This window comes from Leptospira wolffii serovar Khorat str. Khorat-H2 (genome assembly GCF_000306115.2).
In the GTDB taxonomy this organism is placed as follows: Bacteria; Spirochaetota; Leptospiria; order Leptospirales; family Leptospiraceae; genus Leptospira_B; species Leptospira_B wolffii.
The window spans coordinates 111,775-133,233 of sequence record NZ_AKWX02000023.1 but is presented as its reverse complement, the minus strand read 5'-3'; the positions used below and the strand labels follow the sequence as shown (position 1 = coordinate 133,233).

Annotated in this window: 24 protein-coding genes and 2 tRNA genes; 5 read left to right on the top strand and 21 right to left on the bottom strand. The window is 46.8% G+C overall.

Annotated elements, in window-relative coordinates:
• The 9 genes from rpoB to LEP1GSC061_RS18685 form a co-directional block, all read right to left on the bottom strand.
• A complete protein-coding gene (gene rpoB / locus LEP1GSC061_RS18720) occupies positions 1–3,681 on the bottom strand; it encodes a DNA-directed RNA polymerase subunit beta (RefSeq protein ID WP_016547423.1) in 3,681 nt (1,226 codons plus the stop codon).
• 137 nt (positions 3,682–3,818) lie between these two features.
• Positions 3,819–4,208 (bottom strand): 50S ribosomal protein L7/L12, encoded by a 390-nt coding sequence (gene rplL, locus LEP1GSC061_RS18715; protein ID WP_040510009.1) that lies wholly within the window; start codon positions 4,206–4,208, stop codon positions 3,819–3,821.
• A 49-nt stretch (positions 4,209–4,257) separates the two neighbouring features.
• On the bottom strand, positions 4,258–4,791 hold the full coding sequence (rplJ, locus tag LEP1GSC061_RS18710; protein ID WP_016547308.1) for a 50S ribosomal protein L10: 534 nt from the start codon (positions 4,789–4,791) through the stop codon (positions 4,258–4,260).
• A 26-nt stretch (positions 4,792–4,817) separates the two neighbouring features.
• Positions 4,818–5,510: a 50S ribosomal protein L1 gene (gene rplA, locus LEP1GSC061_RS18705; protein WP_016547233.1), complete on the bottom strand. Its 693-nt coding sequence runs from the start codon at positions 5,508–5,510 to the stop codon at positions 4,818–4,820.
• A 2-nt stretch (positions 5,511–5,512) separates the two neighbouring features.
• Positions 5,513–5,941, bottom strand: a complete 429-nt coding sequence (gene rplK, locus LEP1GSC061_RS18700) for a 50S ribosomal protein L11 (protein ID WP_016547176.1) — start codon at positions 5,939–5,941, stop codon at positions 5,513–5,515.
• Between the two features lie 41 nt (positions 5,942–5,982).
• Positions 5,983–6,528: a transcription termination/antitermination protein NusG gene (gene nusG, locus LEP1GSC061_RS18695; RefSeq protein ID WP_016547122.1), complete on the bottom strand. Its 546-nt coding sequence runs from the start codon at positions 6,526–6,528 to the stop codon at positions 5,983–5,985.
• 27 nt (positions 6,529–6,555) lie between these two features.
• Positions 6,556–6,738, bottom strand: coding sequence for a preprotein translocase subunit SecE (secE, locus tag LEP1GSC061_RS21300; RefSeq protein WP_016547057.1), 183 nt, complete (start codon positions 6,736–6,738; stop codon positions 6,556–6,558).
• A gap of 41 nt (positions 6,739–6,779) precedes the next feature.
• Positions 6,780–6,850, bottom strand: a tRNA-Trp gene (locus LEP1GSC061_RS18690).
• Positions 6,851–6,861: 11 nt separating this feature from the next.
• Positions 6,862–6,933, bottom strand: a tRNA-Thr gene (locus LEP1GSC061_RS18685).
• Between the two features lie 315 nt (positions 6,934–7,248).
• Between LEP1GSC061_RS18685 and LEP1GSC061_RS18680 the strand changes: the two genes are divergently transcribed.
• From LEP1GSC061_RS18680 to LEP1GSC061_RS18665, 4 genes are all read left to right on the top strand, one after another.
• Entirely contained in the window at positions 7,249–7,452 is a 204-nt protein-coding gene (locus LEP1GSC061_RS18680; RefSeq protein ID WP_040510003.1) for a type II toxin-antitoxin system VapB family antitoxin, read from the top strand.
• The gene (locus LEP1GSC061_RS18675) at positions 7,449–7,817 is read left to right on the top strand and encodes a type II toxin-antitoxin system VapC family toxin (protein ID WP_016547365.1); all 369 of its coding nucleotides are present in this window, start codon (positions 7,449–7,451) and stop codon (positions 7,815–7,817) included. The genes LEP1GSC061_RS18680 and LEP1GSC061_RS18675 overlap by 4 nt, the downstream gene beginning before the upstream one ends.
• Before the next feature lie 6 nt (positions 7,818–7,823).
• Complete coding sequence (locus tag LEP1GSC061_RS18670; protein WP_016547337.1) at positions 7,824–8,930, top strand: helix-turn-helix domain-containing protein; 1,107 nt, start codon at positions 7,824–7,826, stop codon at positions 8,928–8,930.
• A gap of 104 nt (positions 8,931–9,034) precedes the next feature.
• Entirely contained in the window at positions 9,035–9,865 is an 831-nt protein-coding gene (locus LEP1GSC061_RS18665; RefSeq protein WP_040510115.1) for a sterol desaturase family protein, read from the top strand.
• Positions 9,866–9,959: 94 nt separating this feature from the next.
• Here LEP1GSC061_RS18665 and LEP1GSC061_RS21765 read toward each other — a convergent pair whose 3' ends face one another.
• The 4 genes from LEP1GSC061_RS21765 to LEP1GSC061_RS18645 form a co-directional block, all read right to left on the bottom strand.
• A complete protein-coding gene (locus LEP1GSC061_RS21765) occupies positions 9,960–10,295 on the bottom strand; it encodes a hypothetical protein (RefSeq protein ID WP_016547335.1) in 336 nt (111 codons plus the stop codon).
• 2 nt (positions 10,296–10,297) lie between these two features.
• A complete protein-coding gene (locus LEP1GSC061_RS18655; protein ID WP_084680541.1) occupies positions 10,298–10,807 on the bottom strand; it encodes an ankyrin repeat domain-containing protein in 510 nt (169 codons plus the stop codon).
• A 216-nt stretch (positions 10,808–11,023) separates the two neighbouring features.
• On the bottom strand, positions 11,024–12,043 hold the full coding sequence (locus LEP1GSC061_RS18650; RefSeq protein ID WP_016547420.1) for a hypothetical protein: 1,020 nt from the start codon (positions 12,041–12,043) through the stop codon (positions 11,024–11,026).
• Between the two features lie 121 nt (positions 12,044–12,164).
• The gene (locus LEP1GSC061_RS18645; RefSeq protein WP_040510000.1) at positions 12,165–12,458 is read right to left on the bottom strand and encodes a helix-turn-helix domain-containing protein; all 294 of its coding nucleotides are present in this window, start codon (positions 12,456–12,458) and stop codon (positions 12,165–12,167) included.
• Between the two features lie 138 nt (positions 12,459–12,596).
• Here LEP1GSC061_RS18645 and LEP1GSC061_RS18640 point away from each other — a divergent pair, with 138 nt between their 5' ends.
• Complete coding sequence (locus tag LEP1GSC061_RS18640) at positions 12,597–13,289, top strand: DJ-1/PfpI family protein (RefSeq protein ID WP_016547180.1); 693 nt, start codon at positions 12,597–12,599, stop codon at positions 13,287–13,289.
• A gap of 65 nt (positions 13,290–13,354) precedes the next feature.
• Here the strand turns inward: LEP1GSC061_RS18640 and LEP1GSC061_RS18635 are convergent, their stop codons facing one another.
• The 8 genes from LEP1GSC061_RS18635 to LEP1GSC061_RS18600 all read right to left on the bottom strand — a co-directional run bounded on the left by LEP1GSC061_RS18635 (position 13,355) and on the right by LEP1GSC061_RS18600 (position 21,308).
• Positions 13,355–13,990: a peroxiredoxin gene (locus tag LEP1GSC061_RS18635; protein WP_016547078.1), complete on the bottom strand. Its 636-nt coding sequence runs from the start codon at positions 13,988–13,990 to the stop codon at positions 13,355–13,357.
• 188 nt (positions 13,991–14,178) lie between these two features.
• Positions 14,179–14,997, bottom strand: coding sequence for a VanW family protein (locus LEP1GSC061_RS18630; protein WP_016547395.1), 819 nt, complete (start codon positions 14,995–14,997; stop codon positions 14,179–14,181).
• The gene (locus tag LEP1GSC061_RS18625; RefSeq protein WP_016547041.1) at positions 14,994–16,337 is read right to left on the bottom strand and encodes a hypothetical protein; all 1,344 of its coding nucleotides are present in this window, start codon (positions 16,335–16,337) and stop codon (positions 14,994–14,996) included. The genes LEP1GSC061_RS18630 and LEP1GSC061_RS18625 overlap by 4 nt, the downstream gene beginning before the upstream one ends.
• A gap of 82 nt (positions 16,338–16,419) precedes the next feature.
• On the bottom strand, positions 16,420–17,811 hold the full coding sequence (locus tag LEP1GSC061_RS18620) for a discoidin domain-containing protein (protein WP_198014288.1): 1,392 nt from the start codon (positions 17,809–17,811) through the stop codon (positions 16,420–16,422).
• 46 nt (positions 17,812–17,857) lie between these two features.
• A complete protein-coding gene (locus LEP1GSC061_RS18615; RefSeq protein WP_016547319.1) occupies positions 17,858–18,424 on the bottom strand; it encodes an NADPH-dependent FMN reductase in 567 nt (188 codons plus the stop codon).
• A 77-nt stretch (positions 18,425–18,501) separates the two neighbouring features.
• A complete protein-coding gene (locus tag LEP1GSC061_RS18610) occupies positions 18,502–19,200 on the bottom strand; it encodes an HAD-IA family hydrolase (RefSeq protein WP_016547043.1) in 699 nt (232 codons plus the stop codon).
• An 86-nt stretch (positions 19,201–19,286) separates the two neighbouring features.
• Positions 19,287–20,036, bottom strand: coding sequence for a type 1 glutamine amidotransferase domain-containing protein (locus LEP1GSC061_RS18605; RefSeq protein ID WP_016546973.1), 750 nt, complete (start codon positions 20,034–20,036; stop codon positions 19,287–19,289).
• Positions 20,037–21,308: a serine hydrolase domain-containing protein gene (locus tag LEP1GSC061_RS18600; RefSeq protein ID WP_016547002.1), complete on the bottom strand. Its 1,272-nt coding sequence runs from the start codon at positions 21,306–21,308 to the stop codon at positions 20,037–20,039.
• Positions 21,309–21,459 lie beyond the last annotated feature (151 nt).

The window sequence follows — 21,459 nt, the reverse complement described above, 5'->3', positions numbered from 1 at the left end:
TTAGGCGTTCTCGATTGTCTCGAATTTGATCTTCTTCTTGCTCTTGGAATATTCGTCCTCGTAGTCGGAGATATCGATGCTGTTACCTTCCGAGTCGGTGATGACGATGTCCAAGGCAAGTCCCCTGAGTTCCTGTACTAATACGTTGAAGGATTCCGGAATTCCAGGCTTGATGGAATGGATTCCTTTTACGATGGCTTCGTAGATTCTCGCTCTGCCCAACATATCGTCGGATTTGATGGTGAGAAGTTCCTGAAGAGTATGGGATGCGCCGTAAGCTTCGAGAGCCCAAACCTCCATCTCTCCGAGACGCTGACCACCAAACTGAGCCTTTCCTCCCAGAGGTTGCTGAGTAACAAGTGAGTAAGGTCCGGTGGAACGTGCGTGAATCTTGTCATCCACCAAGTGCGCGAGTTTCAACATGTAGATGAATCCGCAGAATACTTCGTTCATGAACGGAAGTCCGGTACGTCCATCATACAATTTGAATTTAGAGCTGAGAGGAAGATTCGCTTCCTTGCAATACTTCTCTACATCCGCTTCAGTAGCTCCGTCGAAAACCGGAGTTTCGAAATTGATTCCCAGCTTGCTTGCAGCAAGTCCGAGTTGAGTTTCGAAAATCTGACCCAGGTTCATACGAGAAGGAACGCCTAACGGGTTCAACACGATATCCATCGGAGTACCGTCTTCCATGTAAGGCATGTCCTCTTCGGCCATGATACGTGCGACTACCCCTTTGTTACCGTGACGTCCGGCCATCTTGTCTCCGACCAGAAGCTTACGCTTACGAGCTACGAAGACTTTCACCATTTCTTCCACGCCGGCAGGAAGTTCGTCCCCTCTCTCACGAGAGAAGCGTTTGATATCGATTACGGTCCCTTCGAAACCGTTCGGCATACGAAGAGAAGAATCTCTTACTTCCTTCGCTTTTTCACCGAAGATGGAGTGAAGAAGTTTGTATTCAGGAGTGAGGTCCGTTTCTCCTTTAGGAGTCACCATACCTACCAGAATATCTCCCGGTTTCACTTCTGCTCCGACGCGAATCACACCGGTCTCATCTAGATCGCGGAAGGCCTTGTCGGAAAGATTCGGAATATCTCTTGTAATCTGCTCTTGTCCGAGTTTGGTCTCACGAGCTTGGATTTCGAATTCTTCTATATGGATAGAAGAGAATATATCGTCTTTAACGACTTTTTCGGAAATTAGGATCGCATCCTCGAAGTTGTAACCTTCCCAAGGCATGAATGCTACGAGAACGTTACGTCCGAGTGCGAGAGTTCCGTTATCCACTGCAGGACCGTCGGCAAGGACCGTACCCTTCTGGAGGATGTTTCCATTCTCATCCATTCTCTCACCCAGAACGATCTGGCCGGCGAGAGTGGATCCTCTGCGAACTTCTTCTCCGGAAGAGATAAGAGGTTGGTATTGCTTCAGACCGGAAGTCAGGCTGTATTCTCGAACGCTTCCGTTATCCGCGGTCACTTCGATTTTCTCTTTGCTTACTTTGGTTACTCTTCCGTCGATTTCGGAGTGAACCACTCCGACTACGGGAGTTTGGTTGAAGCAAGTACCTTGGTTGGTCTTCTTGAATTTAGTAAGATCGTAGGTATCGGATTCTTTTCCGCCCTTGCGTTCTATGATCACCTTCTCCGCATCCACATATTTCACGACTCCGTCGTGTCTGGAGATGATACAGATTCTGGAATCGTAAGCTGCACGGGTTTCCATACCGGTTCCCACGAAAGGAGCCTCTTGGCGAAGAAGAGGAACCGCCTGACGTTGCATGTTGGAACCCATGAGCGCGCGGTTTGCGTCGTCATGCTCCAGGAACGGAATGAGAGCGGTGGAAACGGAGACTACCTGCATAGGAGTCAGGTCCATGTACTGGATCTCGTTCGGGTTGCGGAAAGGGTAATCGGAACGGTGACGAGTGGAGATCAGTTTGCTCTTGAACTCGCCCTTCTCATCCACAGGAGAAGAAGAAACCGCGATGGAATGGTATTCTTCCTTATCCGCGGTTAAATATTCGATATTGTTTCCCACACGTCCGTTCTTAACGGTGCGATAAGGAGTCTCGAGGAATCCGTAATCGTTCACTCTAGCATAAGAGGACATGGAAAGAATGAGTCCGATGTTCGGACCTTCAGGAGTTTCGATCGGACACATACGACCGTAGTGGCTGTAGTGAACGTCCCGCACTTCCATACCCGCCCTGTCCCTGGAAAGACCGCCGGGTCCTAGAGCGTTCAAACGACGTTTGTGAGTGAGTTCCGCCAGAGGGTTGGTCTGGTCCATGAATTGGGACAATTGGCTGGATCCGAAGAACTCGTTGATCACCGCGGTGATCGGTTTGATGGAGATGAGAAGTTGAGGAGTCTGAGTTCCCACTTCTTGCACGGTCATCCTTTCTTTGATCACTCTTTCCACGCGAGTGAAACCGACTTTGAGTTGGTTTGCGATGAGCTCACCGACGGAACGGATACGACGGTTTCCTAGGTGGTCGATATCGTCCGGATAGTAGTTCTCGGTTTCGGAGATCAGGTTGAGAAGGTAACGTACGGTCTCGATAATATCCGCAGGTCTTAAGACTCTTTCGCGAGCACTGGAGAATTCTTTCGGGTTATTGAACTCGAATTTGCTGTTGATCTTATAACGACCAACGTCTCCCAGATCGAAAGTTTTAGGAGAGAAGAATAGGCGAGTTAATTCGGTTTCCGCGTTTTCTATCGTGGAAGGCTCGCCTTGTCTCATGATGCCGTGAAATTTCAGGATTGCGTCTTCGTAATCGTTGACTCCGTCTTTTTCCAAGCAGTTCACTAAAACGGGATTATCCTTGTCTTTAGGATATTCCACCAGCTCGACTTCTTTCACCTTCATCTCTTTCAGGATGGAGATATTGTCCTCGTTGATCTTGGAACCGGCATCGAGCATAACCTCTCCGGTTTCCATATTGATCACGTCTGCGATCACTCTGCGTCCGATCAGACGTTTGAGTTCCTTGGTGGAAGCTCCTCCGATTTTCGCCTTGGAGGATTTGTAGAAAAGACGAAGAACTTCTTCGTTCGTTCCGTGACCCAGGGACTTGACGAGAAGAGTAGCCGGGAATTTTTTCTTACGGTCGATTTTTGCGACCAGGATTCCCTTATTGTCCATCTCGAATTCCAACCAGGATCCTCTATATGGAATCACTCTGGCAGAATAAGTATCTCTCTCAGAATCGTAAGAGAAGAAGATACCGGGAGAACGGTGGAGCTGGGAAACGACCACTCGCTCTGCTCCGTTGATGATGAAGGTTCCCTGCTCTGTCATTACGGGAAGATCGCCCATATAGACGACCTGCTCTCGGATCTCTCCGGTTTCCTTGATGATGAGTCGAATGACCGCTTTTAACGGGAGAGCAAAAGTAGCGTCTGTGTCTTTGCACTCCTGCGGGTTTTTCTTAGCCTCTCCCAGGACATAGTGGCTGTATTCCATCACCATGTCGTTGTTCGGACTTTCGATAGGGAAAGTTTCCCGGAAAACGGCTTCTAAGCCTTGGTTCTTCCGTTTAGTGGGGTCCTTAACTTCGGATTGAAGAAACCAGTCGAAGGACTTCTTCTGAATCTGAATCAAGTTAGGTAGGTAATCCAGATTGGTGATCTTACCGAAGTTTACCCTTTTTCTCTCTACTTGACCGTACATTCGTGTGCCCCCTGTGGGTTTTGGAAAATAATAACGTGCGCGATAAAATGCAATACGGCAAGGAAGGCCCGCCGGCCTCCTTGCCTAAGTGAAAGGATTGTAATCAGATATCGAGGAGACAAAGCCTCGGCCTCTGATTAGACTGCCTTGAGTTCGATTTGAGCGCCGACAGCTTCTAATTTCTTTTTAAGATCGTCAGCTTCTGCTTTTGCAACGCCTTCTTTAACGGATTTTCCGCCAGCTTCTACCAGATCTTTAGCTTCTTTCAAGCCCAGACCGGTGATCTCGCGAACAACCTTGATAACTTCGATTTTTTTATCTCCGAAACCTTTCAAGATTACGTTGAAAGAAGCAGGTTCTTCTGCTCCGCCTGCCGCTGCTCCGCCACCTGCTGGTGCTGCAGCCGCTACTGCTACTGGAGCCGCTGCGGAAATTCCGAACTTCTCCTCCATTTTCTTAACTAGATCAGCAGCTTCCACGAGGGTAAGTTTGCCGAGTTGCTCTAATAACGCTTCAGTGGTAGACATAGGGTGCTCCTTTGATTCCGTTTGGTCCTTTTAACTACTAAATGTGTTCTTACTGGTTGTTCTTCTCTGCGACCGCTTGGATAGCGCGCGCAAGTCCTGCGATAATTTGGTTCAGGCCGGAAGCGATGCTTCTTGCCGGACCGTTGATACCGCCCGCGATCTGAGCCAAGAGTTGCTCTCTGGAAGGAAGACCTGCGATTGCATCCACTCCCTCCGCGTCCAAAATCGACCCGTCCAAATAACCCGCTTTTAAGATCAGGTTTTTATTGGTTTTTGCGAATTCCTTCAGGACTTTCGCAACTGTGGGAAGATTGTCCTCTGAGAAGATCGCGGCTAGCGGTCCTTGGTATTCGGGACCGAAGGCGATATTCTTATCCTTATGCTTTTCGGATTCTTTCAGTGCGAGAAGGAAGAGATTGTTCTTAATCACCTTCATCTCGGAACCTTCTTTACGAAGTTTCGCGCGAAGACCGGTGATCTCCTCTACTGTGAGTCCGCTGTAGCTGGCTAGGATGAAGTCGCTACGCTTTTCTAATTTGCCCTTCAATAGGGCGACTGCTTCGAATTTTTCCTGGCTGGGCATTGGTTTCTACTCCCGTCTACTCGCCCTTAGAGGGACGTGTTGACCAGTTCCTTAACGTCTACTTTCACGCCTGCACCCATAGTAGGGGAAACGGAGAAAGTTTTCAGATAATCGCCTTTTGCATCCGAGGGTTTGTCTCGGAGAAGGGTTTGCACTACGGTGCGGATGTTTTCCACAAGCTTGTTAGGCTCGAAGCTAACTTTACCGACCCCTAGGTGAACCACGCCGCCTTTGTCGGGACGATACTCGATACGTCCTGATTTCAGTTCGCCGACTGCTTTCGCAACATCGTTAGTAACTGTTCCAGCCTTAGGCTTAGGCATTAAACCTTTACGTCCTAAGATCGGTCCGAGCTTACCTACGTCCTTCATCATGTCGGGAGTAGCGACGCAAGCGTCGAAATCGGTCCAGCCACCTGCGACTTTCTCGATTAGGTCCATATCGCCCACGAACTCCGCACCTGCGTTTTTCGCGTCGTTCTGCTTGTCTCCTTTGCAGAAAACAAGAACTCGAACCAATTTACCCGTTCCATGAGGAAGAGAAATGGTTCCACGAATGTTCTGGAGAGATTTATAATTTACTTTCGTAGCGATCTCGATGGTTCCGTCGAATTTGGTGTAAGAAGATGCTTTAGCCAATTCTACGGCTTTTTCGATCGGATATACTTTCAGCGCGTCGACTTTCTCTTTAGCCGCGCGATATTTTTTTCCGCGTTTCATGCTTACCCCTCTACCGTTACGCCCATGGAACGACAAGTTCCCGCGATGATCTGTACGGCTCCGTCCAGGTCGTTTGCGTTCAAGTCCGCCATTTTGGTTTTGGCGATTTCTTCCAATTGTTTACGGGTAATTTTCCCCACCTTAACTGTATGGGGAGTTGCGGAACCGGTCTCTAGTCCGATCGCCTTCTTAACGAGAAGCGCTGCCGGAGGAGCCTTGGTAATGAATGTAAAACTCCTGTCGGAGAATACCGTGATTACAACGGGAAGCTTGTACCCGATCTGGGCCTTGGTTCTCTCGTTGAATTGCTTGCAGAACTCCATGATGTTCAATCCTGCCTGACCGAGAGCCGGTCCGACTGGAGGAGCAGGGTTGGCCTTACCGGCTTCAACCTGGAGCTTGATCTGCTTTACTACTTTTTTTGCTGCCATTGGCGAAACACCTTATTTGTTTCTCCCGGTTCACCCACCGGTCAGGGTTCGGTTTTGACCTGTAGATAATCTAATTCCACAGGGGTGGAGCGACCGAAAATCTCCACCTTCACTCTGAGTCTTCCCTTGTCCGGGAAGATCTCGTCTACGACTCCGGTAAAATTCGCGAAAGGCCCGTCGATAATCTTCAAGCTATCTCCCACTTTAAACAATAAGCGAGGAGTGACCGGCTCCTCCGATTTGAACTCTCCGGTTTCCGCGAAGAGATTCTTGACCTCGTCTACGGAAAGAGGCTCGGGTCCGCCGTCCTTGGATCCCACGAAAGTGGAGACCGAAGGAAGACTTTGGATCATGAAACGAAGATCCTCGTCCATGTCCATTTCCACCAATACGTAGCCCGGCATGAGCTTTTTCTTAGTGACCTTCTTTTTGCCGTTCTTCATCTCGGCGACTTCCATGGTAGGAATGCGTACTTGGGAAATTTTTTCCTCCAGCTTGCGCTGTTGGATCAGTTTCTCCAGGTTCTTCTGGACCTTATTCTCGTGACCGGAATAAGTCTGTAACGCGTACCATTTCAAATCAGCCATGATTTCTATTTTCCTAATAATCGCTTCTTACAGATTCCAGAATCCGGTCAGAAGCTTCACAAATGCGGTATCCGAAAGAAAAAGAAACGCGGAGAAGAATAATACCGTTCCTAAAACCACAAAAGTGGACTGAACCACTTCTTGGCGATTAGGCCACTGAACCTTCTTCAGCTCTTCCCTACATTCCTGTATAAACGTGCCTAACTTCACTTAGTCCATCCTACTTGCGACGTAGATCCCGGAGAGAACTCCAGGTCTGGAGAGAATCGAACTCCCACCAAGGACTTTGGAGATCCTTGTTCTACCATTAAACTACAGACCTATTAGAACCTTAGCCCTCTACCAGGCTTGAACTGGTGACCCCTTCCTTACCATGGAAGTGCTCTACCGCTGAGCTAAGAGGGCATGTCTTGTTACCCGCTCCCGGAAGAGGAGCTAGAAATACACAGTATTTTTACCCGGGGCGCCCGGTCAAGGTTTTAGCGCAAGTATTTGGAAGAGATTGGCATTGTTTATGCTAGGGAAACTGTTTCCCCAGCCATTTCCCCAACTCAAGTTCACATAATTCCGAGAATGCGACATAAGTTGAAAGACCTCATGCAATACCAACGAGAAGAATATCCCGAAATCATAACTTAGACTCGTACGAACTCGGATCCGGAATCATTTTTCCGCCCCCCTTCCTTGACAGCTGTCATATTTCACCATATACTGCCATATATGATAGCGGTCAAAACCACTCTATATATCCCGGACGAGCTGTTCCATAGCGCCCAAATGTACACCGGCATCCAAGAAAAAACCCGCCTAGTACAAGAAGGCCTTAAGGCATTGATCCGGGAAAAATCCGCAGAAAGACTGGCTCTTTTAGGAGGAACCGATCCCAAGGCGGAAGGTCCGATTCGGAAGAAAGCCGGTAAATGAGCGGAGTCTTAGTAGATACTTCCGTCTGGATCAATCATCTCCGAAAATCGGATCCAAAATTGGTGGAGCTTTTGGGCTCCGGCTTAGTCAGGCGCCATCCGATGGTAGAGGGAGAATTGAGCCTGGGAAATTTTAAAAACAAGACCTCGTTTCTAGTGGAATACGTCCAACTCAAAGAGGTTCCCTCCGCGACCCACCAGGAAGTCCGTACCTTTACGGAAAGAAATGCGTTATCCGGAGCCGGAATCGGTTGGATAGACGCTCATTTGTTAGCAAGTTGCGCTTTAGGAAACGCTAAATTATATTCCGCGGATTCTTCCCTTCTCAAGGCCGCGGAAAAAATAGGAATCAAGGAATTACAGTAATCTCGGATGGAAAACCAATCCTATACTTCCCTATTCTTGGCTTTTTCTTTGGGACTCGCCTTCTTATTTTCCTTAGGAGAAACGTTCTCCTCTCCTCGCGGAGAAAAACAAAACCTACTGGCATTTATCTTTTTTCTGGTCGGAATTTTTCTCACGCATGCGTTTTTACTCACCTGCAAGATGATCTCTCATTTCCCCGGTTTGTATCTCACTCATCTTCCTGTGTCCGCATTGATGGGTCCTTTTTTGGAACGTTACCTTCTTCTTGCCATGGGAAATCCTCCGGAATCCAAGCGGATTTTTTCGATCAAGATGCTGCCGGCTCTTCTCATTCTTCTTTGGATGCTGCCTTTCTATATTTCAGGAGGTCCGGAAAAAATCGAACTACTCAGAACCATACAAAGTACGGGTCTTCCTCTCTCCTTAAAAATTCCCGTTATGGTTACTATGGGGGTGATGTTTTATTTTTTATTCTCCACGCTATTCCGCATCTTCCTACAGGTAAGATACACCACCGTATACAAAGATCCTAGGATGCTCACGATCTTAGGCGTGAGTCTATTCTCCTTAATCATACTACTGTACGGTTTCTTCTCCGTTTTGATCGGATCCATCCGAGGCTTGGAAGGAGTCGGATCCCTGATCGGAATCTTCCTTTGCGCTCTATACGTTTTGAGACAAGGTTATCCGGAATTCTTTCTAGAGGTCCAAAAGGTCGTCGAGGAAGAAAAGAAATACAGAGCCTCCCAACTTGGTAAATTGGACCGGGAGGATCTCAGGAGAAGATTGGAGAATCTATTCGATTCGGAGAAAGTCTTCCTACAAGAGGATCTTACCCTTTCTTACCTGGCCCAAAAATTGAACCTGAGCACCCACCAATTATCCGAGTATCTGAATGCGGATTTGAAAAAGAATTTCTTCCAGCTATTAAACGAACACAGGGTTTTGGAGGCCAAAAAAAGAATCGAATCCGATCCGGAAGAAGTTCTACTCTCCGTCGCCTATTCTTCCGGATTCCGCTCCAAATCGACTTTTAACGAGGTTTTTCGAAAGGAAACCGGCTTTACTCCTTCCGATTACCGCAAGAGAATCCGTCAAAAAAAGAGAAAATAAGGTCCGATTCGATCGGTTTGGACATTTATTTCCATCCGGATCGATCGGACAGGACGACTCAAAACGCTTTTGCCCTTAGAATCGAATCGATTTTGGGAGGCAAGATGAGCATTAACGCTTGCGACTTCGGTTGGGAATGTGTGAGAAATTTCGCAGTATTCCAACTTAGCATGAACGTGGTCCGGTATTATCCTATAGCCGGATTGGCATTCTTTATTTTCTGGGTTTGGAAAAAAGGAACCTTCGAAAGATTCCGGATCCAAAAGAGTTTTCCCAAATGGGAAAAAGTGGTCTTCGAGATCAAACAATCCGGAGTCACTTTGGTCATGTTCAGTCTGGTTGCCGTAGTTTCCTTTAGCCTGCAAAAATTGGGATACCTCCCGAGAGCGTTGTATTTCAACTTCTCGGAAAGAGGCTGGGCCTATGCTATTTTCAGCTTAGTTCTGATAACGATCTGGCATGAAACTTGGTTTTATTGGATGCATAGACTCGTTCATCATAAGAAAATCTATCCCTACGTCCATTCAGTGCATCACAAATCCGTAAACCCTTCTCCTTTGGCAGCCTATAATTTCCATTGGGCGGAGGCCTTCTTAGAAGCGATCTACGTGGTACCGTTTATCAGCTTGGTCCCCATCCATTTCGGCGTCTTCATAGTTCATACTTTCTACGCTATGGTGATGAATATTTGGTGGCACCTGGGCTACGAATTTTTCCCCAAGGGTTGGGCAAGCCATCCGTTAACCAAATGGATCAACACATCCACTCATCATAATATGCATCACCAAAAGTTTCACGGGAATTATAGCCTCTATTTCAATTTCTGGGATCGCATTATGGGAACGAATTTCCCGAATTATGAAACCTATTTCGACGAAGTAGCCTCCGGTAAACCGGAAACAGCTTCTACTCCCGAAATCGGATTCGCTAAATAACTTTCTAAGAGCCATCCTTCCATTTCGTATAGAATCTTCTGAGAGAAACCGGTAACCGTTTCTCTTTTTTCTTTGTAGAAGACGGATTCGAATTTCATAAGCGGATGATTCCTCCTCCGCCATGGCCCCCGCCGCCGTGACCGCCACCACCGTCTCCTCCCCCGGATCCGCCGCCGCTTCCTCCTCCGCCTCCGGAAGAGCTGGTTCTGGAACGACTCGTGCTTCCGCCTGAGCCTATATACCGGCATTTTTCCTTGCAGTTTGTGCAGGAGTTTTGACAAATCAAAGCGAATCCCAAAGCGTTCGGTCCGCCACCCGCTACAAGCAGGCAAATGGAAAAGTCCCGATTACAGTCCTCGTTGCAACGGGCCTCGTTCATGCAGGATTCCAAGAAAAACAATACTACGATCGCCCCCACAAGCGGTTTCATACTTACTTCCCGGCTCCCGCGTTCGAAAGAAGTTCCTTGATCTTAGTAGAATCTTCCAGAGTCGCCTCCGACCAAGCCGTATGTCCCTGGCGAGTCTTGGCATGAACGTCCGCGCCACTTCTTAATAATAAGGATACGATCTGGATATTCCGATTGTATACCGCCATCATGAGCGCGGTATGTCCATCTCTAGTCTTGGCGTTCACATCGGCGCCGTTGCGTATCAGAAATTCTGCGATCTCCGTTTCTCCTTCCCTGGCGGCGATCATTAGAGGAGTGTAATTTCGAGTAAAAGGGTCTTTAGTATCCACCGAAAAACCGGAGTGCAAACTTCTTTCCAGACCCCCAAGATCCCCCTTATATACATAGTCGGAGGGATACGCCCCCGTATTTGCAACGCGGACTTGCGGCAACATGCAAGCCTGGAGTCCAAGCAGAAAGAATCCGCAGAATATCCCGGAGAAGGATTTTCGAAGATTGAAACCGAAAATATTAGAAAAAGATAAACCCATTATTTTTCTCCCCTACGTCTGATTGACCCGAGGTCGGTCCTAACGTATCCGAGGAGTGGAATTTATTTTCAGAAATTTATTATTTCGTGTATTGAGTTCGAAGTGCAAAAGACGGAAAGGAAAGAAATCGCAGGAGACGGACTTCGTTGGAGACTAAGATCCTCGTAGAAGGCCAAACGGTTCCGGTCCTGAAATTTTTTGGAGCTAAAAAGGAAACTATTGCGAAGGAAAGGAATCTTCCATACGGATTTGAATGCCTCCGTCCTCGCTCATTCTAAGATTAGCGCGAAAGAGAGCCTTTTTGTATTCGTGAAAGGAAAATTCGAAAGGATCGCTTTCCCGATCGTCCTGGAGAAGAATCTTCCCTTGATTCAGCTGGACCCCGCCGAAAAGAGTTCTTCCTCCCGAAACAAATATAAAGTTTTTTGAATTTGTCTTCGGAGGAATCGGATCCGATTCGGAACGAAACTCGATATCCAAATTCTCCGCTTGCAATTTTATACTACGAAGGGTTCCCTCCACCTGTGGATCGGGAAACACGGAAAAAGGCTCGAAATAGATCCGATTTCCATTGATAATCAGACCCTTTCCTTCCGGAAAACGGACCAAATCCTCTATGGAAAGACCTACCGTATTCAATAATTCCTTGGTATACGGGTTCAAAAGCGCCTGGACGGACTCGTTTTCCATGAGTACCCTGCCCGTCTCCAAATCCAAGCCTATACTTGCGATCCCTTCGAAGCCGACCCAAACCATGAGTTTGACTTCTCCGGTTACCTTCAATTTCCAAACGCCATTATGATACACCGGAGAGAGGCGAATCTTCCTTAAAGTGGATTCCGGAAAGGCCAATAGTCTTCCGTTAATCAATTTTTCCAAGCTAGCGCAAGTGATCTGTATGTTCCCGGAAAGAATCCTAAGAGAAAAGGATTCGGGGCGATCGAATAATAGAAGGTCCCCTTTCTTAGGAATCGCTTCTAAAGCGAGTCTACTCGTTTGGATAAAGATATCCTTCTGCCAATAGAATCGCACATTCTGTAGAAAAAGATGGGGTCTTTCGGAAAGATATTTGCGAGAACTGGAAATCTCCGAAGAAGCTCCTGTAAAGAAAGAAGTCTCGGATTTACGATAGCTCGATCTGCCTAATACGAAGAAAAAAACTGCGGTTGCAAACAAACCTGCTATCCAGGCGCTCGTGGGTCTAAGAAATACTTTTCGAATCGGATCGAATCTCATTTAGCATACGGTTGCGAAAAACCTACGGATCTATTTCTTTCCGCGGAGTAGTTTTCTGACTATCTCTTTTCCGAGAAGATATAAAAGGATTCGTTTGGCTCCCAACGGCCTCAAGTAAGGTTTAACGGGACTTTTTCTTGGAACTAGCGACTTTCAGAGTCTTGGATTTGGATTTGGAAGTTTCTTTTTCCTCGAATCGAAAGAAGAACTCCACCGGTTTCCTGTATAATTTTGCGAGATTCCAAAACTCGATCACATCGATTCTACGATCGCCTGCTTCCACTTTAGAAATAAAAGATTGGGGAGCCTTTAAGGCGTTTGCCACATCCGTTTGAGTCAAGCCGGACTCCTCCCTCGCCTTTCGAAGGAGCTTTTGAAATGCCTTGTATTCCTCGGTGAAAATCGACTTAGCCAAGCAGGTATATTCTACTTCCCAATTCGGAATATCCCAAATTAGAATAAAATATAGATCAATAGAGAAGATTCGAAGCTATGGATTCCGGTAGAATGGAATTTTCGCTTGTGCGGCGGTACGAAAGGAGTCTTTAGAAACATGTCCGAAAAATTCCGAATCGGTATGATTCTTTTTCCAGATCTGACCCAATTGGACCTCACGGGTCCTTACGAAGTATTTTCCAGGATGCCGGACTCGGAGATCCTTCTCTTGGCCGAAACAAAGGAAGCGGTTCGTTCCGAGAAGGGACTCTCCATTCTTCCCGATCGAACCTGGGAAGAAGTATCGGACTTGGATCTGCTTTTCGTTCCGGGAGGTATAGGAGTCAACCCGATGATGGAAAACAAAAACCTACTCTCTTGGATCCGAGCCAGATCGGAGTCTTGCAAATACGTGACTTCCGTTTGCACCGGCTCATTGGTCTTAGCCGCTGCGGGAGTCCTGGACGGCTACAAGGCGACCACACATTGGCTCTCGATACCGGTCCTAGAATTGTTTCCCGAAATCGGAATCTCCACCGACAGGGTGGTAATCGACCGGAATCGAATCACGGGAGGAGGAATCACTGCTGGGATTGATTTCGCTCTACGAGTGGTCTCGGAGATTAGAGGAAGCGAAGCGGCTCAGGAAATACAACTCATGATGGAATACAATCCGGATCCTCCTTTCCGCTCCGGCCATCCTAGCGTTAGTCCCCCTTCACTAGTACATAAAATCCGAGAATCCAGAAAAAAAGCCCAGGATCTCAGAATGGAAATCGCCAAACGAGCGATCTCCGATAGAAGGAAATAATTTCGGAAAGATGATCGAAAAAAAAGAGAAGGAAGGCGAAAACGATCTTCCTTCTCTTTTTCAGTTTAGCGATTCGGTTGAGGGGTGTATCTCAGATACGGTTTGATCTTACGGAAACCTTTCGGGAACTTCTTCTCCGCATCTTCGTCGGAAACTGCGGGAACGATGATCACATCCTCTCCGTGCTTCCAATTGGCGGGAGTCGCCACGCTATAATTCGCGGTTAATTGCAATGAATCGATCACTCGCAATAGCTCGTCGAAATTTCTACCGGTGGATGCGGGATACGTCAAAGTGAGTTTCACCTTTTTGTCAGGACCGATCACGAATACGGAACGTACAGTAGTGGTCTCGCTTGCATTCGGATGAATCATATCGTAGAGTCCGGAGACTTTGCGATCCGCATCCGCAATGATCGGATAATTTACAGTGGTGTTCTGGGTCTCGTTGATGTCTCCGATCCAGCCTTTATGAGAATCCAGCGGATCCACCGAAAGAGCCAGAACCTTTACGTTTCTTTTTTCGAATTCCGGTTTAATCTTCGCCACGTAGCCGAGTTCTGTCGTGCAAACCGGAGTGTAATCTTTGGGATGGGAAAATAAAATCCCCCAACCTTCTCCTAAATACTTATGAAAATCGATCGGGCCCTCGGAAGTTTCCGCATGGAAATCCGGAGCCACATCACCTAGTCTAAGTGCCATTCTTCTTACTCCTCCCCAAATAATACAGAAGAAGCATCTGTTTTACAAGATATTATCTGCTATAACATACAAAAAATGCAAAAACTATCCAAGGGAATGGAACGGACCGATGGAATTTTAAATCTACCAAGATTCAACCCGCCTTCTGGGTAGAATCTGCCAAAATGACTTGGAGCTTAAGGCCGACTTCATTCAGGGAGAATAGGATCGTACATCACCCAGGCCACATTCTCCGTCAGGAATTCGTCCTTTAGGAGATCGCCTTCTTGGAAAATCTTCCTTCTGATTTCATTGCGCCTGGTATAGCCGCCCCAGGGCTCCGAGCGAAATTCGTGACGGGATTCGTACACTTCGTACGACAGTTGTGCGGGAAATTCCGATCGCCATTCTCCCATTAGATATTCTTTATCTAGACGGATTCTTAACTGGAAATCCGATTTGGTATCGTTCCGAATTTGAAGGTCCACATAATTATAAGCGCAGGTCGCGCCCGAGCCGAAAGGAAGAGTTCTTTTGGAATCCGGAAACACATCGAAGCTATGCCTCCATCTTTCGATCACGGTAAGAGGAGAATGTAGAGTCATCCAGTAGATCAGATTCGTCATTTGGCATAAACCTCCTCCTACGGCACAGTAAAATCCTCCGTTTCGTAGCTGCATTCCCGGAAGAAAACCCCTACTCGATTTCGGCTTTCCTACGAGTCTCCAAAAGGAAAAGACTTTGCCGGGTTCCAAAATCAACCCATCTATGCATGATGCAGCGATTTCTAGATTCTTAATTTTATTATATTGTAAAATCATCTCCACGTCTTTTAGCTCGCGCAAAAGAGGAGATTTATGCCGAGAGATCGTATACGGGAGATCGGACTCCGATCTTTTCCGAGCGAAAGCGGATCGTTCCCATATCCATTTGAGCCTTCGTTTCGTTCTGAAATACAAGGTACCTAGAAACATCCGCAAACGGGACCGAACGATTCTTTTTCTAAAGTCGAACGGATTCGTTTTCATTCGGGCTTTCCGTATTTTTTTAAGATGAATTTAGGTCTTGTCCGGAAAGGGTTTCTCCAATTCTCGATTCTAGAAAGAACTTCTTCATCCCTCTCCTTCTCCTTAATAGATTGGAAACTATCCCAGTCTCGTTCTTTTACTAAAAGGTAATCCCCCAAATTCAGAACTCCGTTTTTAAAAATCGAGCCTCCGTTCGAATCGAAAGAGCTCTCTAGTTCCCTAGAGGAAAAGCCCTGTACGATTCGGTAGATTTCGGAACCGGAAGGCAATTCTTGCTTCGCCTTTTCGTCGGGCTTCCAAGAAAGACAATCCAGTTCCCGATGAAATTTAATGAATTCGCAAAATCCATGGTGAGCGACCAATAACCCCGGGCGAAAATCATTAGGAAGAGAATGCAAAGCCTTACGAAACTCGGGATAATTATGACGGAAATGAGTGGAATCGGATCTTAAACCGAAGATCCACAGCATGCAAACAAGAAGTCCCCACCAAGGATCCGTTTCTTTTCCTTCGATGGAAAGTTCCGAAATCCAAAGCACCGATAGAAAAATTCGGAACTGTAAATCCGTGAAGGAAGCCCAGGGAAATAAGAAGGCTGCGAGAAGACAAAGATAGAATAACGAAGTTTTTCTCCTCCACAGCAGAAAGAATGCTAAAAACCATTCCAGAAGAAGAGCGGAGCCGAAACTGCGATACGTTTCTAAAATCGGAAAATAAAAATCCGAATCGAACTTCCATCTCTCCGAAAAGGACAAATCGGGCAAAAGAATCCGAAGAATAAAGAGGAGGACGATAAACGAAAAACCGATTAAAAGGCCCTTGGAAAAATCTAAAGCTTTTTTCAAAGCCAAGTAATTTAAAGCGATGCCGATCGGGATACAAACCGACAAAATTAGAAAAACGGAATGAAACCAAATCGAGATTCCGAAACAGACTAGCGCCGTAATCAAATAGGAAAGTTTCCCGATCCTCCTTTCTTTCAAATGCAGAAGACCGATCCAAAAACCGATTCCCATTCCGAAGAAACCTAATCCCCAGGCTTGCTTCGGATAAAGAAAAGAGATCCAAATCCCGGAGAGAAAAAGAAAGAAAGGAAATCCGATCCTGTTTTCCATCCGAATGCTTTTAGAATGAAACCGAATCCCGATCCATCCGGAGAGAACGAGAAAACCGTACGTAATAAAACCGAACAGGAATAATGTGCTCTCCGTTTCTCCGAAAATCCGAAACAAAAACTCTACTATAGAAAAAACGGGAGAGGGATCCGGAGAATGAAGTTTCCCCGTATGCAATAAGGACTTAGCCTGCACTCCATACCAATAGATGTCTTTTCCGGGCAAAAATTCCGGGGAAAAAAAGAATAGAACGATACCCGGCGGTATGCATCCGCCGAGAATCCGAATTATCCGATCCTTTCTAAACTCAATGAAAGCTTCCGTAGATCTTATTTCCTTTTAAGACGAACGCTTGAGAAACACTGCCGTCGCAATCCGAAGGAACATCCTCTTTACTTATTTTAATCCGATCCGAGAAGATTTCGGTTTTAGATTCTTCGGATATATTTTCCGAATCGTAAGGTCCGGCTCCATAATCCTTTAAAGTCCGAAATACCTGGTATAATCTTCCGAAAACATAAATTTGGCCATCCCCTTTAGAAGATTTTTCCAGAATCCAATTCCCGTCCATTACCGTATCGACACCGGTCGTTCCGCCGAGCTTTTCCCAATAAACGAAACTCCCGTTAGGCCGAAAGGCGACGCTCCGACCTCCGTCGTTTACGCAATCTTCCGAGTATAATCGACTCCCCAGGATTTCTCCGATCAGGGTTCCTTTGGATTTATCTATCGTCGATTGTTCTTTGGCAAGATACTGACTATCGCTTACCGTATAACGTTCGAAGTTCGGACCCAAGAAAATCATCTCGCTAATCGCCGTGTCCTTCCATTTTTCTCCGGTCCAAGCAGATTCGATCGTGAACTTGAATTGTTTGCCGCTTAGAGGTTTAGGAAGCAGGACCCTTTGCGCTCCTGAAACATCCGAAAGCTTTACGGATACAGACTCCTGCCCGTTAGAAATTCCTAATTTTTCCACCCTTCCGTTCTTTGCATAATGCTCCACGGATCTTTGGTATCCATTATAGATCTCCAAGCCAGAAAGAGTGATCTCCTTCTCCAAGTCCACGGTTACGGACTCGCCGATCCCGTCGTCCGGTTTGCCTTCCACCCAACCGAATTCTTTTGCACCATCGAATAGATTATAAGCGGGATAACCTTCTTTAGGATCCGCAATGGAAGTTGCGATAACTTTTCCTTCTATCCCGATTGGAAAAAGCACGGTGGCTTTCTTATCGTTTCTGTAAAATTCGAGCTCGTCCAATTCGATCGTGTCTGTCTTCTTTTCCGGGCTCGGAGACACGAACAAAGAATGAACGAAACCCTTGATGGAAAGTTTTTCCCCGCAGGTAGTAGACCCGCGATAACTTGCGTTTACGTAAACGTAATATTTCTGAACGGATGAACTCGGGCATCCCAATTTGATCGCATCGATCTCCCCGAATCCAACCGTCGTGCCTTGCTGGTCCAATTTGGATGCGTTGGAAAAAAAGAAGGTAATTCCGTCTTCCGGAGCTTTTGAAGGAAGAGGCTTCCAGGATTTTCCGGAGATAAAGACGTTTTCCGGTCTATGACCTTCCAGATAGGAGCTTGCTTGTATGGTCTCTACCAAAACGCCGTTTTGAGGATCGAATTTTTTGCTACAAGCATTGCCTAACGCGAATGAGAATAATAAAACGAGAGCTAAACTATTGTGTTTCAATGCGGGAACTCCGGGGCAAAGTTCCCACAAGAATCGGCTCCGACCCTTATTTCAGGAAAGCACTTTCCGCCGAGTCACGGGAAAATTTCTCCAGGTTTCTGAGATAGATTCTTAATTCTTCCTCCGTTTTTAGATCCGTTATGGAACCTTCCGCGTTGATCTTCTTGTTTACGGAAGCGACTCTCAATAAACACTCGTCGTTCAGTCTGGCGGTTAATACCTTCAATAATTGAACGAGCATCTCCTGCACCTTGGAGGCTCCTCCGTAACCCGGAGATGCGTTGATGAGGCCGACTGGTTTTCCGTACAATTCCGCACTGGAGACGATCCAATCTAACGCGTTTTTCAAGACTCCCGGAATAGCAAACGCATATTCCGGACTCGCAATTAGTACGGCGTCCGCAGACTTTAATTCTCCTCTCCAAGTTCGAACCGATTCGGGAGGATTTTCCGTATCCAAATCGGCGTTAAAGAATGGAAGACGATCCAAAGGGGATGAGAAAACGATTTCAGTTTCTCCGGAAACAAGTTTTTGAGCCGCTTTCAGCAACGCCGTGTTAAAGGAACGCCCTCGGAGGCTTCCTGATACCGCAAGGATTCGGATTTTTTTCATAAGAATGAGACTGTTCTTAGACGCGAAGGAACAGTAGCTAGGCGGCGGAAAACGAAAAAATAAGAACGGATCCTTGCTTAGAAATGAAGGCGAGAAACCAACTCGCTTAAATCGCGGATGTCTCCGTCGGGGTGTTTATGAAAAGCGGTCCATCCTCGAGCGCGAGTGGGAATAATATCCAACTCCACCTTATCGCCGCAATACACTAATTTGTCGGCGGATAAACCGGACAGTTTCTCCGCAGCCTCGAAGATCAAAGGGGAAGGTTTCTCGTAACCGAATTCCGCCGAAACTAAAACCGGATCGAAATGGTGTAGAACACCCACGCTGGACAGCAACTGCTTCAATCTATGGTCCCAATTGGATATGATACCCAAACCGAAATCGTTCTTCTTCGCGAAATCCAGCAATTCCAAAAATCCGGGGTCTACCTCCCAGACGGAAGGTTCATCAAATTTTCTGAATATGGATTGGAAGATGGGATCCGGCTCCAGGTCGGAACCGATTTCTTTTAAGAAGAACCCTAGAAGATCCCTCCACCATCCCTCGCTTCCGTCGACATGAGCGTGAAATTTGTCCCTATGCTCCGGTAGAGGAACCCTAGTCATATGAGCGTACGCTTTTCGAAAGGCTCTCTCCATAAAACCGGGGGGGAATTTCTCTCCTCCGAGGCCGAATTCCTTCAGTACTTCGAAGTAAACTTCTCCGGCAGGTCTCTTCATCGTTAGAAGAGTATCCCCCACATCCAAATAGATATAACGTTCTTTAGAACTCATCGACTCTCTGGGCTGTCCTATCCGTGTATTCCCTTTCTTTGGACAGCTTTCGTCCGGGGAACCGGGAGAAAATCAAAAACTCCCGTTTAACCGAAGAATTGGGGAAGTTCTCGTCCGAATCTATGAGCATCCCCCGGCCATCGAGCGGAGAGATAATTTTCCGACCTTAGAGTGAACCCCGGTTTAATATTCGAGAAACTATCTCTGGAAACGGGAAGAGGCCCTTCTATAAAATGATCGGGGGAATCCAAAAGAGATTGAACCTCATCTTGCAACGGAGTCGGATAAGTCCTGTAGTAATCCCCCAGCCAAGCTCGTGTCAAATTCCAGGCCAATAACTCTTGGGATTTCAATAATCCGGTTGTTTCCTTTCCCGAAAGGGAGGATTTACCCGTCTTGGGATTCTTGGACCTGGCCGCCAATAATACTCCGTGGCAGATCGCAGCCACCGGCTTTTTGTCCGCAAAAGTCTTTCCCACAAGCGCCTGAAGTTCCTCCGATTCCAGATAAGTTCTCATCCCTTTGGCGTGACCTCCGGGAAGAAGAAGCACATCGAAAGAATCAGGTTTTACCGAACCGTATTTTTTAGGAGTCAGAAATTCATTCGATTTTTCTAATTCTCTATAAACTGCGACGTCTTCGTTTCTGGCTCTAAGAACGGGAGAGAGTATCCCCAATCCTTTACCTGTCACCATAAGAGGGTCTGCTGATCCTGGAGTTCCGGTGGGCGTGGAGAATTGGATCTTGTACCCGTGATCCTTTAGGATTTTCCAAGGAACGGATACTTCGGTGGGATCGAAATCGATTTGCGGAATAGGAATGAGAACGGTCTTCATCTAAGGATGATTTTGCTTCATACCCGGTTCCGCCGCAATCCTTGTTTCATCCGCACCTTCTTTTAATCTAGGGTCCAGGGAAGTCTTATGAGCGATCTTCAATTCCTTGATGAGGGCCATTTCCTTCTCTTGGGACTGGATTTTATCGGTAGAATGTAGAGAACTCTTCACTGCGTCCAAAACGGATTGTAAAACGGTATCCGGAGCCTTGTCCCAAATGGCGCTAGTCATGACCACGACCATTCTACGATGTGGGATAACATAAATGAACTGTCCTCCCTTTCCGTTGGCCATGAAGGAAGACTTACCTTCGAATTCCGAAAGCCAAAATTGCAGACCGTATTTTTTGTCCACACCCGGCTCCAAAGTCCAGGCGATCCATTCCGGTCTTAGAATCTGACGGCCGCCCCATTTGCCCCCGTCCAAGTACAACTGTCCGATCTTGGCCATATCGATGGGTCTCAGTCTCAGACCGAATCCGCCCGTTTGTCGGCCGGAGGAAGAGGTGTACCATTCTTCTCCTCGGATATTCAACCACTGGAAAGCGGTATTCTTAGCGTATTCGTACAGACTCTTGCCCGATTTCGCTTCCAGATAGCCGGCAGCCAATTGGGAATCCCCGTTGGAATATTCGAATTTCGTTCCGGGGGGAGAGGATACGATCGGCGTCCATGCGATCGCTAAAGGATCCGCATCCGTCCGGATCTCTTCTTTTTTAGGAAATGAATCCCAGCCCATCCCAGAACTCATGCGTAACGCATCCTTCAAGCGTATGGACTCCTTTCCGTTCAATTCCGAAGGGAGTAAACCCGGAAGAATGGATTCGGCGGAAGCGAGACTTTCGTCCAAATCCACTCCGCAGGAATTAGAATAACAAATTCCTAATAGAAGAGAAGTAACCGATTTGGTTACCGAATACATATTATGATTATGATTTCTGGATATTCCGCCCGCGTATCTTTCGAAGACCAGGTGTCCGTCTTTTAAAATCAGAAGAGATCGAACCTCGGTCTTATCTTTTCTGAATTTCTTAGAAAGCTCGACTAGAGGGGTAGAATCCAATCCCGCCTCTTCCGGAAAAAGAACGGTGAAGCCTTCCACCGGATTGCGATCCAGTTCGCCCGGTTGCTCCCAACCCACTCCGCTCGGAAGCTTGACCCAGCCCCAACTCAAAGCGCTACAATTGGATAAGAATAGAATAAATAAGGGAAAAATAAGGAGACGTTTTGCTGGCAATTTAGGTAGGAATTGAATCACTCGAACCTCCATCATCCGTTACGTTAGGGACCTATGTAGATCCCTTCCAACTAACCTATTAGACTGTATTCGTCTTTCAATCCGAATGAGACGGATTTTGGAAATTTTTTTCCCATTCTTTTTTCGAGAAAATCGCTCAAAAAGGGGATATTCGTTTGTTAAGCGA

What these genes read in the sequence shown, in the direction of transcription:
- LEP1GSC061_RS18650 (WP_016547420.1), bottom strand. Translation starts at nt 12,043, where the DNA reads ATGAGATTCGATCCGATTCGAAAAGTATTTCTTAGACCCACGAGCGCC.
- LEP1GSC061_RS18610 (WP_016547043.1), bottom strand. Translation starts at nt 19,200, where the DNA reads ATGAGTTCTAAAGAACGTTATATCTATTTGGATGTGGGGGATACTCTT.
- rpoB (WP_016547423.1), bottom strand. Translation starts at nt 3,681, where the DNA reads ATGTACGGTCAAGTAGAGAGAAAAAGGGTAAACTTCGGTAAGATCACC.
- LEP1GSC061_RS18615 (WP_016547319.1), bottom strand. Translation starts at nt 18,424, where the DNA reads ATGAAAAAAATCCGAATCCTTGCGGTATCAGGAAGCCTCCGAGGGCGT.
- LEP1GSC061_RS21765 (WP_016547335.1), bottom strand. Translation starts at nt 10,295, where the DNA reads ATGAAACCGCTTGTGGGGGCGATCGTAGTATTGTTTTTCTTGGAATCC.
- rplK (WP_016547176.1), bottom strand. Translation starts at nt 5,941, where the DNA reads ATGGCAGCAAAAAAAGTAGTAAAGCAGATCAAGCTCCAGGTTGAAGCC.
- LEP1GSC061_RS18670 (WP_016547337.1), top strand. Translation starts at nt 7,824, where the DNA reads ATGGAAAACCAATCCTATACTTCCCTATTCTTGGCTTTTTCTTTGGGA.
- LEP1GSC061_RS18600 (WP_016547002.1), bottom strand. Translation starts at nt 21,308, where the DNA reads ATGATGGAGGTTCGAGTGATTCAATTCCTACCTAAATTGCCAGCAAAA.
- LEP1GSC061_RS18635 (WP_016547078.1), bottom strand. Translation starts at nt 13,990, where the DNA reads ATGGCACTTAGACTAGGTGATGTGGCTCCGGATTTCCATGCGGAAACT.
- LEP1GSC061_RS18630 (WP_016547395.1), bottom strand. Translation starts at nt 14,997, where the DNA reads ATGAAAACGAATCCGTTCGACTTTAGAAAAAGAATCGTTCGGTCCCGT.
- LEP1GSC061_RS18665 (WP_040510115.1), top strand. Translation starts at nt 9,035, where the DNA reads ATGAGCATTAACGCTTGCGACTTCGGTTGGGAATGTGTGAGAAATTTC.
- LEP1GSC061_RS18680 (WP_040510003.1), top strand. Translation starts at nt 7,249, where the DNA reads ATGATAGCGGTCAAAACCACTCTATATATCCCGGACGAGCTGTTCCAT.
- rplJ (WP_016547308.1), bottom strand. Translation starts at nt 4,791, where the DNA reads ATGCCCAGCCAGGAAAAATTCGAAGCAGTCGCCCTATTGAAGGGCAAA.
- rplA (WP_016547233.1), bottom strand. Translation starts at nt 5,510, where the DNA reads ATGAAACGCGGAAAAAAATATCGCGCGGCTAAAGAGAAAGTCGACGCG.
- LEP1GSC061_RS18605 (WP_016546973.1), bottom strand. Translation starts at nt 20,036, where the DNA reads ATGAAGACCGTTCTCATTCCTATTCCGCAAATCGATTTCGATCCCACC.
- LEP1GSC061_RS18640 (WP_016547180.1), top strand. Translation starts at nt 12,597, where the DNA reads ATGTCCGAAAAATTCCGAATCGGTATGATTCTTTTTCCAGATCTGACC.
- nusG (WP_016547122.1), bottom strand. Translation starts at nt 6,528, where the DNA reads ATGGCTGATTTGAAATGGTACGCGTTACAGACTTATTCCGGTCACGAG.
- LEP1GSC061_RS18655 (WP_084680541.1), bottom strand. Translation starts at nt 10,807, where the DNA reads ATGGGTTTATCTTTTTCTAATATTTTCGGTTTCAATCTTCGAAAATCC.
- LEP1GSC061_RS18675 (WP_016547365.1), top strand. Translation starts at nt 7,449, where the DNA reads ATGAGCGGAGTCTTAGTAGATACTTCCGTCTGGATCAATCATCTCCGA.
- rplL (WP_040510009.1), bottom strand. Translation starts at nt 4,208, where the DNA reads ATGTCTACCACTGAAGCGTTATTAGAGCAACTCGGCAAACTTACCCTC.